This is a genomic window from Sphingobacterium sp. UBA5670 (assembly GCF_002420705.1).
Lineage (GTDB): Bacteria > Bacteroidota > Bacteroidia > Sphingobacteriales > Sphingobacteriaceae > Sphingobacterium.
Genome location: NZ_DIIM01000003.1, coordinates 371,411 through 389,208, shown reverse-complemented (window position 1 = coordinate 389,208; position 17,798 = coordinate 371,411). Strand labels below are relative to the sequence as shown.

At 39.0% G+C, this 17,798-nt stretch carries 16 protein-coding genes and 1 tRNA gene; 9 read left to right on the top strand and 8 right to left on the bottom strand.

The features are described 5' to 3' along the window. Positions 1-74 precede the first annotated feature (74 nt). The 4 genes from B3C94_RS04495 to B3C94_RS04480 all read left to right on the top strand — a co-directional run bounded on the left by B3C94_RS04495 (position 75) and on the right by B3C94_RS04480 (position 4,918). Positions 75-2,222: a TonB-dependent receptor gene (locus tag B3C94_RS04495; protein WP_293899645.1), complete on the top strand. Its 2,148-nt coding sequence runs from the start codon at positions 75-77 to the stop codon at positions 2,220-2,222. A 146-nt stretch (positions 2,223-2,368) separates the two neighbouring features. Continuing rightward, on the top strand, positions 2,369-2,983 hold the full coding sequence (locus B3C94_RS04490; protein ID WP_293899642.1) for a tetratricopeptide repeat protein: 615 nt from the start codon (positions 2,369-2,371) through the stop codon (positions 2,981-2,983). A 6-nt stretch (positions 2,984-2,989) separates the two neighbouring features. Beyond that, positions 2,990-4,057 carry a sensor histidine kinase gene (locus tag B3C94_RS04485; RefSeq protein ID WP_293899639.1) on the top strand — a complete coding sequence of 356 codons (1,068 nt, stop codon included), beginning with the start codon at positions 2,990-2,992 and terminating at the stop codon, positions 4,055-4,057. 111 nt (positions 4,058-4,168) lie between these two features. Then, a complete protein-coding gene (locus tag B3C94_RS04480; protein ID WP_293899636.1) occupies positions 4,169-4,918 on the top strand; it encodes a LytR/AlgR family response regulator transcription factor in 750 nt (249 codons plus the stop codon). Between the two features lie 128 nt (positions 4,919-5,046). Here the strand turns inward: B3C94_RS04480 and B3C94_RS04475 are convergent, their stop codons facing one another. From B3C94_RS04475 to B3C94_RS04455, 5 genes are all read right to left on the bottom strand, one after another. Continuing rightward, the gene (locus B3C94_RS04475) at positions 5,047-5,508 is read right to left on the bottom strand and encodes a hypothetical protein (RefSeq protein ID WP_293899633.1); all 462 of its coding nucleotides are present in this window, start codon (positions 5,506-5,508) and stop codon (positions 5,047-5,049) included. 5 nt (positions 5,509-5,513) lie between these two features. Beyond that, a complete protein-coding gene (locus B3C94_RS04470) occupies positions 5,514-5,990 on the bottom strand; it encodes a hypothetical protein (RefSeq protein WP_293899630.1) in 477 nt (158 codons plus the stop codon). A 142-nt stretch (positions 5,991-6,132) separates the two neighbouring features. Further along, positions 6,133-7,263, bottom strand: coding sequence for an SH3 domain-containing protein (locus B3C94_RS04465; RefSeq protein WP_293899627.1), 1,131 nt, complete (start codon positions 7,261-7,263; stop codon positions 6,133-6,135). 173 nt (positions 7,264-7,436) lie between these two features. After that, complete coding sequence (locus B3C94_RS04460; protein ID WP_293899625.1) at positions 7,437-8,213, bottom strand: CPBP family intramembrane glutamic endopeptidase; 777 nt, start codon at positions 8,211-8,213, stop codon at positions 7,437-7,439. An 83-nt stretch (positions 8,214-8,296) separates the two neighbouring features. Beyond that, on the bottom strand, positions 8,297-9,169 hold the full coding sequence (locus B3C94_RS04455; protein WP_293899622.1) for a LytTR family DNA-binding domain-containing protein: 873 nt from the start codon (positions 9,167-9,169) through the stop codon (positions 8,297-8,299). A gap of 211 nt (positions 9,170-9,380) precedes the next feature. Between B3C94_RS04455 and B3C94_RS04450 the strand changes: the two genes are divergently transcribed. The 5 genes from B3C94_RS04450 to B3C94_RS04430 all read left to right on the top strand — a co-directional run bounded on the left by B3C94_RS04450 (position 9,381) and on the right by B3C94_RS04430 (position 15,857). Next, positions 9,381-10,715: a metal-dependent hydrolase family protein gene (locus tag B3C94_RS04450; protein WP_293899619.1), complete on the top strand. Its 1,335-nt coding sequence runs from the start codon at positions 9,381-9,383 to the stop codon at positions 10,713-10,715. 239 nt (positions 10,716-10,954) lie between these two features. Then, positions 10,955-11,764, top strand: a complete 810-nt coding sequence (locus tag B3C94_RS04445) for a hypothetical protein (protein ID WP_293899616.1) — start codon at positions 10,955-10,957, stop codon at positions 11,762-11,764. After that, a complete protein-coding gene (locus B3C94_RS04440) occupies positions 11,764-12,528 on the top strand; it encodes a methyltransferase domain-containing protein (RefSeq protein ID WP_293899613.1) in 765 nt (254 codons plus the stop codon). Before B3C94_RS04445 ends, B3C94_RS04440 begins: the two co-directional genes overlap by 1 nt. Before the next feature lie 10 nt (positions 12,529-12,538). Beyond that, positions 12,539-14,689: a sensor histidine kinase gene (locus tag B3C94_RS04435; protein ID WP_293899610.1), complete on the top strand. Its 2,151-nt coding sequence runs from the start codon at positions 12,539-12,541 to the stop codon at positions 14,687-14,689. 82 nt (positions 14,690-14,771) lie between these two features. Then, on the top strand, positions 14,772-15,857 hold the full coding sequence (locus tag B3C94_RS04430) for a hybrid sensor histidine kinase/response regulator (RefSeq protein WP_293899607.1): 1,086 nt from the start codon (positions 14,772-14,774) through the stop codon (positions 15,855-15,857). Positions 15,858-15,955: 98 nt separating this feature from the next. On the opposite strand, the gene B3C94_RS04425 is transcribed toward B3C94_RS04430, so the two are convergent. The 3 genes from B3C94_RS04425 to B3C94_RS04415 all read right to left on the bottom strand — a co-directional run bounded on the left by B3C94_RS04425 (position 15,956) and on the right by B3C94_RS04415 (position 17,664). Further along, positions 15,956-16,420, bottom strand: coding sequence for a response regulator (locus B3C94_RS04425; protein WP_293899604.1), 465 nt, complete (start codon positions 16,418-16,420; stop codon positions 15,956-15,958). A 272-nt stretch (positions 16,421-16,692) separates the two neighbouring features. Next, positions 16,693-16,765: transfer RNA gene (locus B3C94_RS04420), tRNA-Lys, on the bottom strand. Between the two features lie 137 nt (positions 16,766-16,902). Beyond that, entirely contained in the window at positions 16,903-17,664 is a 762-nt protein-coding gene (locus tag B3C94_RS04415) for a hypothetical protein (protein WP_293899601.1), read from the bottom strand. Positions 17,665-17,798: the final 134 nt, after the last annotated feature.

The following is a 17,798-nucleotide window of genomic DNA, read 5'->3' as shown; positions in this document are numbered from 1 at the left end:
TATTTTGACATTCCATCCACTCTTTTTCGCAGGAGCGCTTACTTCAATTCATCTTTGAAAAAAAATAAAGAAAAATGAAGCTGCTATTAACCTTACTATGTTTAAGTATAACCGTCGTATCCGCACAGTCTATCCTAAAAGGGAAAGTGCTCGGCAAAAACGGCAAGCCTATTTATTTAGCCAATGTTTATATTGAAGGAACCTACGATGGCGGCACCACGGATTCGCTTGGTAACTTCATTTTTGAAACCAATGAACAGGGGGCTAAAATCATAAAAGCGTCCGTTGTGGGTCTACCAACCTATAGCAAGCCTATCCAGCTACCCCAGAAAGAATTGCTGATTATTCACATGCAAGAAAGTGAGAATCGACTACAGGAAGTCACAATCCAAGCAGGTGTTCTACAAGCCAATAGCTCCGGAAAAAACACGGTAATGAGCCCATTGGACATTGTCACCACGGCAGGAAGCATGGGCAATATCATCAGTGCGTTAGCGACGTTGCCCGGTGCACAGGTCGCCGGAGAAAATGGTCGCTTGATGGTTCACGGTGGGGATGCCTCCGAAACACAGACTTATATCAATGGAATCAGAGTTGCTCAACCCTATACCGCCACACCCAATGAGGTGCCTGTCCGGGGCCGATTTTCTCCTATGTTATTTAAGGGAGTGAATTTTTCTACAGGGGGTTATTCAGCAGAATTTGGTAATGCGCTATCCAGTATTTTAGCGCTAAACACCGAAAATAAGATTGAACAGCCAAAAACGGAGCTTTCATTATCTTCCGTCGGATTGGGTTTGGGACACACTCTACAATGGGGGAAAAACTCGTTGACATTTAACAGTAGCTACACAAACTTAAAACCTTATTCAAAAATAATTACACCCGACATTAAATGGACAAAACCTTATGAAAATGCTTCTGGAGAAATGATCTATCGTCATCAGTTCAAAGAAGGTTTCCTAAATATCTATGGCGCCTACAATTTTGAAGATATGGGGCTTTATCAAGCTGACATCAACTATGAACAGCCTGTCCCATTGAAAAAGAAATCCAACAATTCATATGCTAATATTACCTATAGTCAGAATCTGGGAAACCGGTGGACGTTCAATTCTGGTATCGGTCTAGGCTATCTCACCGATAAGCTGCATTATGACGATATTTTCCTGCCCAACGAAGAAAAGAGTCTTCACATAAAGGGGGTACTGAGCAAAATCTGGAATAATAAAATTAAAAGTATCGGGGGCATAGAATATTTTGACAATAATTATCAAGAAGAATACCAGCGTCAAAACCTTGACTACAACTATGGGTACCATAGTAAGATGACCTCTTTGTTTACTGAAACCACTTTCGGTATCCTACCAAACCTAATCGGAAAAATCGGATTACGGGAAACTTCATCCAATCTTCAGAAAAAGAATACGCTGGAACCGAGGGCCTCTTTGGGATACGCATTGAATAAATATACCCAGCTCTCCATTGCCTATGGCTCATTTCATCAACAAGCTGCTACTCCAGTATTAAAATATGCCCCAAAGCTTGACTGGCTGGAGGCCAACCACTACATCGCCAATTATTTCTATGAACGGGCGGGCCATCTACTTCGCATAGAAGCGTACCACAAAGAATACAGCAACTTGGTTAAATACAATAGTATGACACCAAGGTACGATAGCCAATACGACAATACCGGAAACGGTAAGGTAAAAGGCTTTGACCTATTTTATAAAAATACCAGCAGCATCAAAAATCTCCAGTACTGGATTTCATATTCGTATACCGATAGCAAGAGAAATGAAGCTAATTATCCTGCCACGGTTACTCCTCCATACGTGTATAAACACAGTATTTACCTTGTTGGAAAGTACTGGTTTGCTAGCCTTCGCTCACAGCTCAGTCTGACAAATTCCTTTGTATCCGGCAGAAATTACAATGATCCTAACCAAACGGTTTTCATGAATGGACGAACAAAAGGTTATAATAATCTTTCCATGAGCTGGTCGTTTCTCTACAGCCAGCAAAAAATTATCCATTTCTCCGTCAGCAATGTTCTTGGTGCCGCTCCAATTTATGGATATCAGTATGCAGACCGACCAAATTCACAGGGAATATATGACCGTAGACCCATCGTTCCAACAGCAAAGCGTTTTGTCTTTTTAGGCTATTTCTGGACGATCAGCAAAAACGAAAAAGAAAATCAATTGGACAATCTCTAAAACTCAACAACTCATCGCAAAAATATGTCGGTTCATCCAGCATTATTGCTACTTGACAAGACTTATGACGAACTTCATTACTGTTAGATATGCGAGAAATCAGCTACAGCAAACATTAAAATATATTTAATATAAAACGAGAAATCATGAAATCATTTATTATTGCAATCCTCTGCTTACTAAGCAGCACCACATTTGCACAGGGCAATTTTGAAAAAAGTATGGGACAAGCCATGGGATTATGGCAATCAGGAGAGACGCAAAAAGCGGCAGCTCTTTTAGAGCGTATTGCTCAGGTAGAAAAGAACAATTGGATTCCGGCATATTACCAAGCAATGGTGCTAACGACAGCTTCTTTCAGGGAGAAAAACAAAGAAACGCAAGCAAAATATATCCAATCGGCAGAAGAGATTCTGAACACAACAGCTCAGGACAATAATTCAGAATGGCTTGTTTTGCGGGCAATGAACAAAACAGCACTGATGATCACAGATCCTATGACAAAAGCGAAAGAGTTGTCACCTAGCATTATAGGGCTTTATAAAAAGGCGCTAGCAATAGCCCCCAATAATCCCCGGGCTGTATTGGGACTTGCAGAGTTTCAGATGAATGCTAAAAAATATTTCAATCAAGATACCAGCAAAGAATGCGAGGATGTGAAGAAAGCACTATCTTTATTCGATGAAGAAAAAGTTACTGTCCCATTTGGGCCGTCTTGGGGTAAGGATCGGGCAGAACAACTGGTAAAAGAATGCAAATAACACTTTGTGAAAAAAGTACTACTTAAAGCCATATTACAGGCATTACTAGCGAGCTTGGTCGTAAGCATCTATTTCGTGATTGTGGCCAAGTTGCAATATAAAAATACGCCGTGGACTTCAATTGTTCTTCACCCGAACATGTTGAGAGGGCTATTCTATGGCTTTTTTCTTTTCCTGGGCAATGGATACCTATCCAAATGGGCCTCTAATAAGTATCCGAACACAAAGGATTTTGGAAAGAAAATGGTCTTTTTTTATACTGGAAGTATTGTACTATCTATACTTGTAGTGTTTTCTGTTAACATTTTTTTCTCGGATCTATTTACGGTAAAAAACAACGAAAACTTTCTAAAAAGATTTCATGATTTTGTCGGTCAGCAACATATTGCCTATTACTTTCAAATCGCAATTACTTCTCTTTTTATCTCGATGGTTTTCTTTGGTTTCTATTTTTACAAGCGATTTAAAGATTACCAGATCAAAGAGACGCAGCAAGAGAAACAGCAAATAACAGCGCAATTTGAGTCCTTGAAGAATCAATTGGACCCACATTTTTTGTTCAATAGCCTGAATGTACTTAATGGATTAATCGAGGAAAGCCCCAAAAAAGCGAGTATGTTTACGACTGATCTTTCTAAAATTTACCGATATGTGCTGGAACAGAAAGATAAAAGCCTTGTTTCACTACAAGACGAGCTCGCATTTTCAAAAGCTTATTTAAACCTTCTGAGCCTGCGTTTCGAAGACGGCATTCAGATCGATCTAGCTATTAGCGAAGAGCAAAATAAGGGATTTATTTTACCGCTTTCTCTTCAATTGCTGATCGAGAATGTGATTAAACACAACGTTATTTCCCTAAAAAAACCACTTTTTCTGAAGATTTATCGGAATGCTGATTATCTATATGTGGAAAATAATCTTCAGAAAAAGAAAGTACTCCATGGCAACTCAGGAATTGGTTTAAAAAATATTCAGGATCGTTATAAGATATTATCCAGTTTGCCTGTAAACATTCAGGAAAGCGATACTGCATTTTCTGTCGGATTGCCGATTATGGCTGAAATAGTTGCCTAAAAAAATTTGCCCTGAAATAAACATATACGACCGGTCATCAAGGATCGCATTTCAGGAGCTATATCAAGATCATCTCCATAAAAGATGATCAATAAGCATGAAAGATAAACAATGAAAATATTAATTATAGAAGACGAACTCCCTTCGGCAAGATTTCTACAAAGAAAACTGGAGGCCCTCGGTTACAATGTATCTGCCGTACTGCAGACCGTGGAAGAATCCATCGAATGGTTTCTGTCAAATACTGAACCTGATCTGCTATTTATGGACATTCAGCTCGCCGATGGCATTTCATTCGATATCCTTGAGCAGGTAAAACCCAATTCGGCCATCATTTTCACTACAGCATTTGACGAGTACTTATTAAGGGCTTTTAAACAGAATAGCATTGATTATCTGCTGAAACCTATTGAAGATGAAGAATTGGAAAACGCTATCGAAAAGTTTATCCAATATAGACGTCCCAGTCCCCAGTTTGACCTAACGTCTCTTGAAACATTGTTTAAAAATACCGCACAGTCGTATAAAGAACGCTTTACCATCAAAATTGGCCAAAGTCTAAAAGTGATAACAACCCAGCAGATAGAATGCATTTACAGTGAAAACAAAGGTACCTACCTCTACAGCAATGAAAATGGAAACTATCTTTTAGATCAGACATTGGACGCCTTAACACCGCAGCTGTCACCTAAAGATTTTTTTAGAATCAACCGGAGCACAATTGTTCAATTTGACGCCATCAAAAATATTGCGATACACTCCAATGCGCGATTGAAAATATATCTAAAACATTATGAATCGGATGAGCTCATCGTCTCTCGTGAAAAAGTTGCTGCTTTCAAAAATTGGCTTGACAAATAATCGAACTGGGTTGCCAAAAGTTATTCGTCACTAAAGTGGACTTCCCATCAAATGGAGGAAGTAAAAAAGTGGTATTGTTGTGAAAACGCTCCATGGTAATACGAGCTCAAAGAGGAAAGCGAAGCGTGCTACATATTGATTCTGTAGTTTAGCGGAATACTAAAGCGGAGAGAAACCGCAAAGCCTTTCATCGGTCTATAGTCCTTTTTATCATTGATGGAGAATCCATAGCCAAAGTCAAGATCCAGTAAAGTTGCCAAACTGATCCCCAATTTTGGTGTAACGGTATAAGGAGTGACCTCCGCACGTAAAAAGGGCGTTAATACATAGGTCTGAGGATAATAGGTTATCGCAGCCTCGGGAATCACGGCAAACTTCTTTTGCGTCCAAGTAAAGTTAGCTGTTGCATCTGCCCGCAGAATATGATCCCCAATAAAGGGGAAAGCGAAATAAGCTCCTGTTTTTATTATACTGCCTTTCTGGAATTGGTAACTCAAGGTAGGGCCAATTAAATAGTCTTGCGCTTTAACGCTGCAACCAAGTGTCAGTAAAATAAGTGTGCCAAGAAAATATATAGCCCTATTTCGCATCTTGTTTAGTAAATATGAAAATTTAACGGAATATTCACGCCTACTGATACTGTAATTCCATCTATAGGCTTAAAATTTTTCTTCGTGTTATAATCAAATCCGTACCCAACACCCAGGTCAACGATAGAGAAAAGACTCGCACCTATCTTGGGGGTAATTGTATAAGGTGTAAGTTCCGCTTTTACAAAAGGGAAGAGGACAAAATCATTTAAATAATAGGTAAACCCTAGTTCGGGAATGATAGTCGTTTTACCTTCCATCCAGCTGAAATTGGCCCCGGCATCAATTTTCATATATTGAAAATCGTTAGGAGCGAACAAGCCCCAGCCTGAAACTTTCAGAAAATTACCATTTTGATACTGATAACCCACCGAAGGACCCCAGATCCATTTATTATGTTGTTTCCAAGGCTGTTCCTGTGCCATGGAATACGAAACAAATAATGAAAGGATAATAAATAATGACAATGTTCTTAGTTTCATCCAGCTAAATTACAAACTATAATCTATTTTATGGAATACAACAGGTACCCTGTAGAATAGTTTTACTTAAAACAGAAAAAATCCCATTCACATAACTAACCGCGTCACATGAAATCGATAAAAACGACTTTTATGGCCATTTCTAGTGTTTCAGGATCTTAATTCTGATAAATTGGGCTCTATCACTCAAGGAACCATCCTCCCCCCAATAACCGTTGACATGATTGGCAGCAGTATAGATAGATCCATCTTTGCCCCAGAACATCAATTCAGGCTTCCAGGTGGGCATCCACTCTTTAAAACTGATAAAAACCATAGGCGTCACTTTTCCCTGTTTCACGTGGAAGAGCTGTAAGTCACCGGTAGATTCATAGGGATCAGCATGCAGCGTAACCAAGTACTTAAGATCAGGAGAAAAGAGGGGGTAATCTCCACATTCTACAATAAGATGCCCATCCTGTCGATCAAAAAGCCGTACATCAGCACTTTCCCAATAGTTCCCTTCAATAGCAAAAGCATTTAGAAAATCATAATGCCCTTTATAAAAGAAACGAGATTCAAGCTCATTGTCAATGTCCTTATCTGTAAACGTCAGCTTTTTCCCGTTTGTTAAAGGTAGTTCCAAAATCTTCCCATTCTTTGTATAAGACAAAGTGTCCTTTATCAAATAATCTTTTGCTGTCTTTTGAGCAGCCAAAAAGGTCTGTTCATCAATCAATTCCAGATGGAGGTATTGATCCAACGCGTGGCCTTTCTCGTAATATGTTTCCTTGCCGTTTACATTTATGGAAACAATCGAATTCAATTCCTTAGGTGAAATTGTGATTTTGTCCTGTTTGCCCAGCTTAGACTTGGCTACATAGACCTTTTCCCATTGTGTGATATCACCTGTTTCACCGTTAGCTCCTTTATAATCACGTTGAATACGATCCATGATCGCAAACCATTCACCCTCTTCCCCTATAATATCCAATTTGGTCCCATATGGATATTTCCCCAATACAGGCGCATCTTTTGCTGCTCCTTGTCTGAATTCTACTCCAGCACGGTCAACAACGTACATATTTTCCAAAACTTTGGTCTTATCATAATCAATTGGCAAAGGCGGGAATTTAGCAGAACCTACCGAATCTTTTAAAGAAGCTGCCTCAAGCTTGGAAGAATCCGCGACGGCCTTCTCTGACGTCTTCGTACGATTACTACAACTCAAAATACTAAAGCAAACAGCAGCTCCAATAACCGTGTAAAATGATAAAAATATAAGTCTTTTCATAAAGGTCAAGTTAGCCATTCCCATGCCAAAAAAAATACCGGTATTCAGGTATTCTTCGAGAGACAATACTCGCTAGATCATTACAACAAAGGTTGCGACCCTCATTTTTAAGATTAGAAAGAGCTTATACGACGCATTAGTTGCCTCAAGTCCCAATTATAACAAGAAGAATACTAATCTTTTAACCACAGTTTTTTTCCTTTTATCTCTAAACCAGTCTTTCGCTGTTGCAGGATGGTCCACGCGATTGCACAAGCAATCGTAAAGAAACGAAAAAAGTTACTCCATTTATTTCCTACAGCCGTATCTGCAACATCAAAGATCATCCATACGGAGTTCATAAAAATATGCAATGCTATGGGCACCCAAAGATTGAATTTCCATTCTGCGTACAGCCAGGAGAACAGGATAGATCCCAAGAAAGTAATTCCAAAAATTAGGGCCAGCTCCCCTAAATCTTGACTCTGATACAGGTGCAAAAAAGCAAAAATCATCGATGTTGTGAAAATAGCTGGAATGAAGCCCAGCCGGGTATATCGAAAGACTAAACCAAAAAAATATGCGCGGAAGATTATTTCTTCAAAAAAACCTGACGACACACTATTGATTAAGAAAAAATTGGGATCTATATGACGATTAAAGGAAAAATTAAAGGCGTAGCCCAGAAACATGGGTAAAGTCGTTAACATTCCAAAAGAAATTCCTTGTATAAAAGATCGATTCAAACCGAACTTGTCAAGGAGTCCTGTTGGGCCCATTGGCTTTAGCAGCATTGCCCCTAAAAATAGCGGTAAAAGACTGGTTGAATACGTCAGCGCATGTCCCAAGAATCTATTGTGAACACAGTTGGTAATCCTGGATTGGACTGTCGCAAAAAACAAATAGTCTAGGATAAAGTATATTCCGAAGAAAAGAAATAGTACCAGCAGGTTTAAATTTTTGTTGTTCATCTTTTTTGAGCAAAATTATGCTCTAGTAAAAGAGTGAACAAAATTATGTGGTATACTGCATGTTTTAGGGATGATTGACAAGGTTACGAACGAGCTTTCAATAGATAAGATTTAACTGTCCCAACAGCAGACCTCGAGACAAGAGCACAATCTTCCGTACCGGCAAATCGTAATAGCAGTCCTTGAGTGTTTCCTTCCTTTTCAATTATTTTTTCAAGATTGACCAAATAGGATCTGTGGCAGCGGACAACGGTACCCGTATTTAATAATTGATCCAATCGGGCCAAGGTAATTCGCACCATCTGTTTTTCCACTGTATCGTCTTTTCGATAATAGATCATACAATAATTATCCATTGATTTTGCAAAAATAAAATCGTTGCGTAGTAAAGTGAATGTTTGATTCCCGTTGGGAATATTGACCACATTTAAACAGCAATTATCTATTTCCTTAAATTCATGTTGAGCAACTAGGCTGATCTTTTCAGCTGGCGCTAGATTCTTTGTTTCTTGAAGGCGATGCATGTCGATACGGAGCAGAAAATAGATTGATCCTATCGGTACATACAAGGATAAGGTATATAATCCGATGTAGGGTAAGTTACTCCACTGCAACAGCCCATGATTAATCATATAACTATGATAAAAGAAATTCAGAAAACTAGCTAATAGGTAGACAAGGGAAATACGAAGTAGCTCCGCTCCAATTGTCCATTGTTTTTTATACAGAAGGATAGAAACTAAAGTGTAGGCTAACGCGAATATGATTCCATATCCCGACAATAACCAAAATTTATAAGCATTATCAAAATTATATGTCCCAAACGGTTGAAAAACGATGAGGAATAAATAGGATGATAAGCCAAGCAGCAAAGCGTAAGTAAGCGTTTCGCCCATTGACGCGATCCTAGAATTTACACATCCAGGATATTTTCCGATTCGGCTTTTAAATATCATAATTGCATAAATTTAGTATTTTTCCTCAAATCGATAATAGCATATTATGTCAGATTTTTGTAGGGAAGAGGCCTATTTAAAATTTTTTAGCATAAAATTGAAATATATTGAATTTATGATTTAACTTAGAAGATACTTTTTCAAGCACTGTATAGTTCTTCGGGGCTACTGGCGATTGTCATATTATTTAAACCATGTAATTCTTCTTGCTATGCGCTTACATCAACTACTTACTTTCCTTTTCTGCACGGTTTCTGTGCAAGCCATTTATGGCCAACAAAAGCAGGTTTTAATAGAGAATGTTAAACTGATCGACTATAGCAGCCAGACGTTGACACCGCCAAAACATGTTCTCATCAATGGGAACACTATACAGACCGTCAGCGACTTGCCAATTAAAGCGATGGGCAATGATCTAATCAAAATTGACGGCAAAGGTAAAACCTTAATGCCAGGTTTAATTGATGCCCATGTTCATTTGGTATTCGGTGCTTTGACAATGCCACAAATGATGAAAAATGATCTATCCGAGGAGTTTCTTATTAATACAGTGGGTCAGTCAGCACAGCAGATGCTGATGCGGGGCTTTACGAGTGTAAGGGATGTCGGCGGTCCAATATTTCCACTAAAGGCTGCTATTGACAAAGGCAAACTTCTGGGACCGAGAATATGGCCTTCAGGTGCTACAGTGAGCCAGACTGCGGGACATGGCGATTTTCGTACTCCAGAGGAGAAATCACGGCGATTTTTCGGGATTGTCTCTCGTGCAGAACGCTATGGCGCCACATTTATTGCAGATGGACGGGACGAGGTGCTGACTGCAGTAAGAGAGAATCTGAGGTTTGGAGCCAGCCAAATCAAACTCATGGCTGGCGGTGGGACTTCTTCAGCATATGATCCTGTAGATGTCACACAATATACATTAGACGAGATGAAAGCAGCGGTGGAGGCGGCAGAAGACTGGGGCACCTATGTCACTGTGCATGCCTATACACCTAGAGCAATACGAAGAGCTATCGAAGCAGGTGTAAAATGTATAGAACACGGACAGCTGCTCGACGAAGAAACCTTGCAGCTAATTGCGCAAAAAAATATTTGGCTCAGTTTACAGAATCTTATAGAAGATACTCCCGATATGGATCCACAACGTAGAATTAAGCGAAAACCTGTCATCGAAGGTCAGGAAAAAGTATGGCCCATGGCTAAAAAAATAGGTGTGAAGCTAGCCTGGGGCACTGATTTTCTTTTCGAACCTGATCTGAATAAATTACAGAACGAATTTATATTGCGCCTTCAGAAATGGTTTACGAATGCCGAGATCATTAAAATGGTTACCCAAGATAATGGCGAACTCCTGCAGCTTTCGGGATTAAGAAGTCCTTATCCTGGCAAGCTCGGAACAATCGAAGAGGGGGCTTTGGCAGATCTACTTCTCGTTGACGGAGATCCTCTTAAGAATTTAAAACTATTAGCAGATCCAGGTAAAAACTTTTTGCTGATTATTAAAGATGGTCAGATTTATAAAAATAACCTTCAAAAACGTTAACATATCCAACGCTGAATTTATTGTATATCGAAAATATATTTGATCGCAATGATAAAATATATTTTCGACGACATCAGTTAAAACGGGCTATTTTGGCTCTTCAAGGTGAAAAAGGAATCAAACAATTTTTACCATCACAAGATGCAGGCGGTTGCATTACAGTATAATTTATTTGAAGAGTAAACAGCTTTGCATTTAATTGATTAGTTTTGCGTTTAAACGATAAATCAAAGCATTCGGTGGCATTATTATTTAACGACGGACGTCCAGTAGTAAGACTAAGAGCATTTCGGGCTATCGACGATCCCCAAACCTGTGAACGATTCATAGAGGGACACGCTCACGTGTTAACCGCTATAGGCGTAAAGAAAGTAACTTCTTCGAAAAATGACTGGATGTACAATCCCGCCTCATTCGTACTGATCGTCGAATCACTAGATGGCGATAAAGTCTATGGTGGCGTACGTATTCACGTGTCTGGAGGGAGCGAACCACTTCCGATTGAACAGGCTACGGGAGCGATGGATGCTAAAATCTTAGACCTTGTTTATGATTATGCGCAACAGGGGACTGGTGAAGGCTGTGGTCTATGGAACTCTAGGGAAATTGCTGGATATGGCATTGGGAGCATATTTTTAACAAGAGCTGGTGCAGCAATCAGTACACAGGTTGGCATTAAATCGCTGTTTGCTTTATGTGCGCCTTATACAGTGAAATTAGCAGAAAGTGTAGGCTACCGAATTGATACAAGCGTTGGAAATAACGGTACTTTCTATTATCCTAAATTGGATTTATTGGCCACAGTGATGATCATGCGAAATTTAGACACCTTGACAGAAGCCGATCAAGAAAATAAAGAAGCAATTTTGTCCCTACGTAATAATTCCAATATTGTCCGCATAGAAACTTTGCGGAATAAGGAGATCGAGATCCACTATCAAATCGATATTCCCAATCTCGATCAATGGGATTTAAACGAGATTATTAAAAATCTGAAACATACATCATTAGATCATAGACCAGATGATCGTAATTTAAATATTTTGTAATGGACACAAAACATTATGGTGCCGGCTATTTAATGGATACTGGCGATTTTCTTAAACAGTTAAAAATACATTCATATACCCCGTTCAATACCATTAAAGAGGGCGTAGTTGTCGATCTTGGTTGTGGTACGGGTATGGATGCCATCAACCTGGCAAATATGCTCGGGCATAATGTTCTCGTCGTCGGATTAGATCATGACAAGGCCTTAATAGAACATGCCAAAACGAGCAGTACAGAAGTGAAAAACGTGGACTTTGTTCAGGGCGAGGTTTATCAGCTTAGCTTTACAGACAATTCTATTTCTGGAATAAGAATGGAGCGTGTTGTACAGCACCTGCTGGAACCACAAAAAATGTTTGCCGAAGTTCACCGTGTTTTGCGTGAAGGTCAACCCCTGGTAATCGTTGAGACAATTTGGAATAGTCTGACGTTTTATAGCAAGCATGTTGACATTGAGGCTAAGATATGCCATTATTTGACAGAGGAAAAAGTTAATAACGGCTGGGCTGGGAATAAATTGACCTCAAACTTATTGGCTCAGGGCTTTAAGCAGGTTCAATTGCAGACTTTCTGTATGGTGACACGTTCGAAAGAGGAGGCCAATCGCTACCTTTTCCTAGATAAAATTCTGTTGGAGATGGTCGAAAAAGAGAAATTGAGCGTAGCTGAAATGGAAGAATTTCAAAAAACATTAGACCAAGCGGATGAAGCAGGTTGTTTCCTTGTTTCTATGAATTTAGTTATAGCTGAAGCAAAAAAATAGCACTATAGTGATGAAATGCTGGCTTAACTTGATCTTCCTATTTATTGTTACATGCAGTTCAACATGTTTTGGAGAGGTTATTATCGACCATTCGACACAGCGCACGTTGATTGGATATGGCTTGGAGCGTTATACAGGACAGGGAGAACCCGACTTTGCAGATACCTCGGCAGCTTCCTTTCAGGCTTTGGAAAGCAAGGTTCCCAATTTGGGTATATCTCCCGCTGATATCTGGTTTCGATTGCCTGTGACCAATAAGGGCAAAGAGAAACTTGAACTCTTGCTTGAAATTGCCTACCCTCTGCTGGATGAAGTCGAACTTTTTGCACCATCATCAAATGGGAGTTATAAATCGATCAAGCTGGGCGAACATCAATCTTTTTCGACTAGAAAATATAAAGTTCCTAATTACGCATTCGACATTCAATTACCTGGAAACGAGAAGACCATCTTTTTTCTTCGCGTCAAAAGTACCGAACAGATTATTCTCCCGATTTATTTAAGCAACGAGCGCAGTTTCTTAAAAGAGATGAATGACGACAGTTTGTTAAGCGGCATCTATATTGGTATTGTCGGCATTATGGCGATATACAATTTATTCCTATTTTTCTCTGTTCGTGAAAGGGGCTATCTGTATTATGTCCTTTATGTTCTTTGTGCAGGAATAACACAAATGGGCATTAAAGGTTACAGTTTTCAATATTTGTGGCCAAATTGGACTTACTTTGCAACAAAGGGTCCTATTATCTTTGGCTGTTTATCCGGATTATGCGCGCTGCTTTTTGCAGATTCATTTCTTCAATTACAAAAAAACGCTCCTCAGTCAAGACGTGTAATTACTGTTTTTATCGTCCTTTTTGTCGTTGGCAGCCTTCTTACACTATTCAACCTGACACAACCGGCCTTCATGGTGATGCAGCTAACAACAGGAGCGGGGTCTTTATTTGTCCTTTACCTATCTTATCGTGTGATGATAAATGGTTATAAACCTGCCAAATATTTTGTGTATGGCTGGACAATCTTGCTGTTGGGTTCTGTCATATTTCTTTTAAAAGATTATGGCATCTTAAAGTATAGCGATTTTACCAGCAATTCTGTACAAATTGCATCTGTTGTGGAGATGGCCTTATTGTCTTTCGGTCTAGCCTATAGTATTAATATTTTAAAAGAAGAGAAAGAAGCATCACAAGTCAGAGAATTAGCGATTTCACTAGAAAACGAAAGACTGATACGTGAACAAAATATTGTATTGGAGCAAAAAGTAAATGAGCGTACACGTGAATTAACAGAATCTAACGAGTCCCTGCAAACCACGCTTACTCACTTGAAGGAAACACAGTCTCAGCTTGTCGAAGCGGAGAAGATGGCCTCACTTGGTCAATTGACAGCAGGAGTCGCCCATGAGATTAACAACCCGATTAACTTTGTTACGTCGAATGTCGCGCCTTTAAAACGCGATATCAAGATGATATGGGAAACCCTGGAGGAAGTAGAACGCATAGCTTTTAAAGATGGTATATCTGATGCAGAAAAACAAACTCAAATCAAGAAGTTCAAAGATGATCTGGATATTGATTATCTGAAAACGGAAGTTGATTTTCTATTAAAGGGGATGCACGATGGTGCTCACCGGACCGCTGAAATAGTAAAGAGCTTACGGATCTTTTCTCGCGTTGACGAGGATACGTTAAAATTTGCAGATCTAAATGAGGGGCTAGGATCAACAATGGTTATCCTCAATAGCTTATTAAATAACACAATAGAAGTTGATAAGGTTTATGGTGATATGCCCAAGGTTGAATGTCATGCCGGAAAACTTAACCAGGTCTTCCTGAATATTGTGACAAATGCTATTTACGCCGTAAATAAGAAGTTTAATCACGATGTTGGTGGTAAACTATGGATTGAGACAGGTGTCTCCGAAGACAATGCGTCTGTGTATATCAAAATTGCAGACAATGGTATCGGGATTCCGAAAGAAATCCATGAACGGATATTCGAACCCTTTTTTACTACGAAAGATGTGGGAGAGGGTACGGGTTTGGGAATGTCCATTGCCTATAATACCATTGCGAAACATCATGGTCGAATTATTGTAGATTCAGAAGTAGGACAGGGTACAAGTTTTACACTTATCATTCCTATTCAACAAAGCAATTAGTACCACGATTAAACTTAAAATAGTTCAATTAACTATTATTTTTTCATATCTTTTGTAAGGGAATAAACCATATAGTAAAATTATGCAGAGGGAGCTTGAAATATTATATATCGATGACGAAGTAAACAATTTGGTTAGCTTTAAAGCGAACTTTAGATACGATTATGCTATCCATACAGCGTCCAATACGAGTGAGGCCGAAACGATACTTCGTACTCATCCTGATATCCGTATTATCTTCTGTGACCAGCGCATGCCTGATGAGATGGGTATAGACTTTTTACACCGCATCAAAAAAGATTTCCCAAAACCGATCCGTATTCTTTTAACGGCCTATGCCAATATGGAAACTGTAATCGATGCAGTTAATAAGGGCCACATATTTAGGTTTGTCAGAAAACCTTGGATGAATGAAGAAATCGTTTCCGCGATAGAAGAAGCAAATAAATTTTATGTAGCCAACTCCATGCTGGAAGTTAAAAATCAGGAGCTACAAAAAGCTTATGATGAATTGGATAAGTTTGCGTACAGTGTTAGTCATGATCTTCGTGACCCTTTGACAGGGGTTCTTTCGGCAGTGAAACTTGGATTAGAGTTTGACAGCATAGACCGTATTCATGAATTGCTATCTCTAATGGATAGTTCATTGGTCAGTTTAGATGCCTATATTGACAGCCTACGGGACTATTATCTCTTGAGAAGGGGAGAACTCATGCTATCCGAGATAAATTTCGAAGAACTCTTTAGCAACATACGCCAGTTTTACAGCATGTACACGCAAAATAAAGATATTGCTTTTGAAATTTCAGTGGATCAAAAGGAAATTTTTAGTGGGGACAAAGCTCTTCTAGAACTGATTTTGCATAATCTTCTCTCTAATGCTTTTAAATACCAACGTAAAGGACAGGAAAATCAATTCGTCAAACTATCAGTCTCTGTGTCAGAACGTAAAGCTAAAATTAATGTAAGTGACAACGGAATAGGTATATCGCCAGAGTATGTAGAAGATATCTTCAAACTATTCTTTAGAGCCAGTGACCAAGCGAAGGGAATGGGATTTGGACTCTATAATGTTCAGAACGCACTCTTGAAACTACAAGGGAAAATTTACGTGCAATCACAACCAAATCAGGGTACCACATTTACAGTCGTCATACCGAGCAAGTAAGCCCCTCATGGCTAGTGTATGCGGGGGGAACGAGTGAGAACTATTATAACTTAAGCAGACATTTGAACAAAAGTTAACTTTCCTAAAATTAGAATTTTTTAGGAAAGTAGCTTCTGACGAAGTAAAAACTCCAATTGATCATTAGAAGTCTCGAGCTGAGAATTGGTCTCCACAATCTTTTGACGCTCAGCATAGACTTCATAAGCGCGTTGTATCGTCTGATCAAGTTCCTCTTCACTCCAAGGCTTATTGAGATAATGAAAGATTTTCCCTTTATTGACAGCATCAACAACGGCTGCCATGTCTGTATATCCCGTCAGAAGGATACGCATTGGGGCTGCATTAATCTTGATAATTTCTTCCAAAAACTCCACACCAGTCATTTCTGGCATCCGTTGATCAGTAATGATAATATGTATTTCGTTGTTTTTGACAATATCGATTGCATCGGCACCGCTTATTGCCGTAAACACTTTATACTTTAGTCGAAATGTCGCTTTAAAAGAAAACAAATTGTTTTCTTCGTCATCAACGTACAATATCGAAATCTTCTTGTCTTCCATAAGCTTATCGTCTGAAATACAAATTTACGTAATAAATTTGCTCAATTAATAACAGATTAAAGAGTTTTATGTTTTCCTAGCAGGAATAATACGCGATATTCAATAAAACTTAAAGAGAGCCCTTATCCAAAACCCAAGCATAAACCCAAGCATAAACACTAGAAGAAACACTAGAGGAAACAATTTAAAGTTAACAACGCAACCAAGCAACTAAAACAACTTCTTTTAAGAAAAAAAGCCATCCTACTTCCGTAAAATGGCTTTTTTGAAAGTGACCCCGCTGAGGCTCGAACTCAGGACCCACAGATTAAGAGTCTGTTGCTCTACCAACTGAGCTACGAAGTCATTCGATAATCCAAATGTAAGGTTCACCGTAGATAAAGTCAAGTGGAAAAGAATATTTTTTTGACTTTTGTGACATTCAAGCGAGATTTTTGATGCAATTGTAATAAACAAGCGAACTGTGAAGAGAGCCCCTTAAACTATTTATTCTTTCGCTGTATATTATCCTTAGTCTTTGGGACAGCGATCTTTCCCATAATCATTGGTCTAAATTCCATCTCTATAGGCTTATCCAATTGCACTTTGCCTCCTTTCTTAAGTGGAATCACAACTGTTTTATAGCCGATCATTTGGGCACGAAGCTCTTGATCTACTTGAAATAAAGATTGTGGTACCCATAGTTGAAAATATCCTTTTTCATCCACCTCTGTGCGGTAGCTTCCTAAGGTAACTTCTGTTCCCATCATGCTCACATCACTTCCAGCACAAACAACTTTACCCTTTATACTTACTTTACTACTATCTCGACTTCCTTTTAACACAGGCACATCGTTTACGGATAGATTGCTTCGACCTTGCTGTCTTATCTTATCATTTTTTGGCTTAGTTTGCACAAGAATAACTTCTCCAGTCAATTTGTTTTGTGCTTGTGCGGCTTGAAAACTCAATGATCCGACCAACATCAGACCTGCAGCAATCCCTGTCCACCTTCCTCGCCAAATAGGATTCTTAGAAAAAGAGAGCGTAACATCCAATTCGCGCATCAACTGATCTTCATAAAATCGACCACATAAGCCTTTGCTGGCTTTTTTTATTTGATCCACAATTTCCTGATCATTCATCTGTGAAAAATCAACAACTATCTTTTCACATTGACCGCAGAAACGGCCTTGCTCTTGTGGGCTCATATTGTTCCATTCCGCAGAGCAAGATTCTTTTACTTGCAATATCATTTTTTCCATGTTACCTCCTGTTTATATTTTGAGAAGGGATGCAGGAAAATAGGGGATTGCACAACACTACGAACAACTAAATCATTAACAGTTGATAAACAGTTAATTAAAATAAAATTCATATTAAAAATAACCATTAAACC

Bases quoted from the DNA above. Each gene is read 5' to 3' on its own strand.
- B3C94_RS04495 (WP_293899645.1), top strand. From the start codon at position 75: ATGAAGCTGCTATTAACCTTACTATGTTTAAGTATAACCGTCGTATCC.
- B3C94_RS04490 (WP_293899642.1), top strand. From the start codon at position 2,369: ATGAAATCATTTATTATTGCAATCCTCTGCTTACTAAGCAGCACCACA.
- B3C94_RS04480 (WP_293899636.1), top strand. From the start codon at position 4,169: ATGAAAATATTAATTATAGAAGACGAACTCCCTTCGGCAAGATTTCTA.
- B3C94_RS04475 (WP_293899633.1), bottom strand. From the start codon at position 5,508: ATGCGAAATAGGGCTATATATTTTCTTGGCACACTTATTTTACTGACA.
- B3C94_RS04470 (WP_293899630.1), bottom strand. From the start codon at position 5,990: ATGAAACTAAGAACATTGTCATTATTTATTATCCTTTCATTATTTGTT.
- B3C94_RS04465 (WP_293899627.1), bottom strand. From the start codon at position 7,263: ATGAAAAGACTTATATTTTTATCATTTTACACGGTTATTGGAGCTGCT.
- B3C94_RS04460 (WP_293899625.1), bottom strand. From the start codon at position 8,213: ATGAACAACAAAAATTTAAACCTGCTGGTACTATTTCTTTTCTTCGGA.
- B3C94_RS04455 (WP_293899622.1), bottom strand. From the start codon at position 9,169: ATGATATTTAAAAGCCGAATCGGAAAATATCCTGGATGTGTAAATTCT.
- B3C94_RS04450 (WP_293899619.1), top strand. From the start codon at position 9,381: ATGCGCTTACATCAACTACTTACTTTCCTTTTCTGCACGGTTTCTGTG.
- B3C94_RS04440 (WP_293899613.1), top strand. From the start codon at position 11,764: ATGGACACAAAACATTATGGTGCCGGCTATTTAATGGATACTGGCGAT.
- B3C94_RS04435 (WP_293899610.1), top strand. From the start codon at position 12,539: ATGAAATGCTGGCTTAACTTGATCTTCCTATTTATTGTTACATGCAGT.
- B3C94_RS04430 (WP_293899607.1), top strand. From the start codon at position 14,772: ATGCAGAGGGAGCTTGAAATATTATATATCGATGACGAAGTAAACAAT.
- B3C94_RS04425 (WP_293899604.1), bottom strand. From the start codon at position 16,420: ATGGAAGACAAGAAGATTTCGATATTGTACGTTGATGACGAAGAAAAC.
- B3C94_RS04415 (WP_293899601.1), bottom strand. From the start codon at position 17,664: ATGGAAAAAATGATATTGCAAGTAAAAGAATCTTGCTCTGCGGAATGG.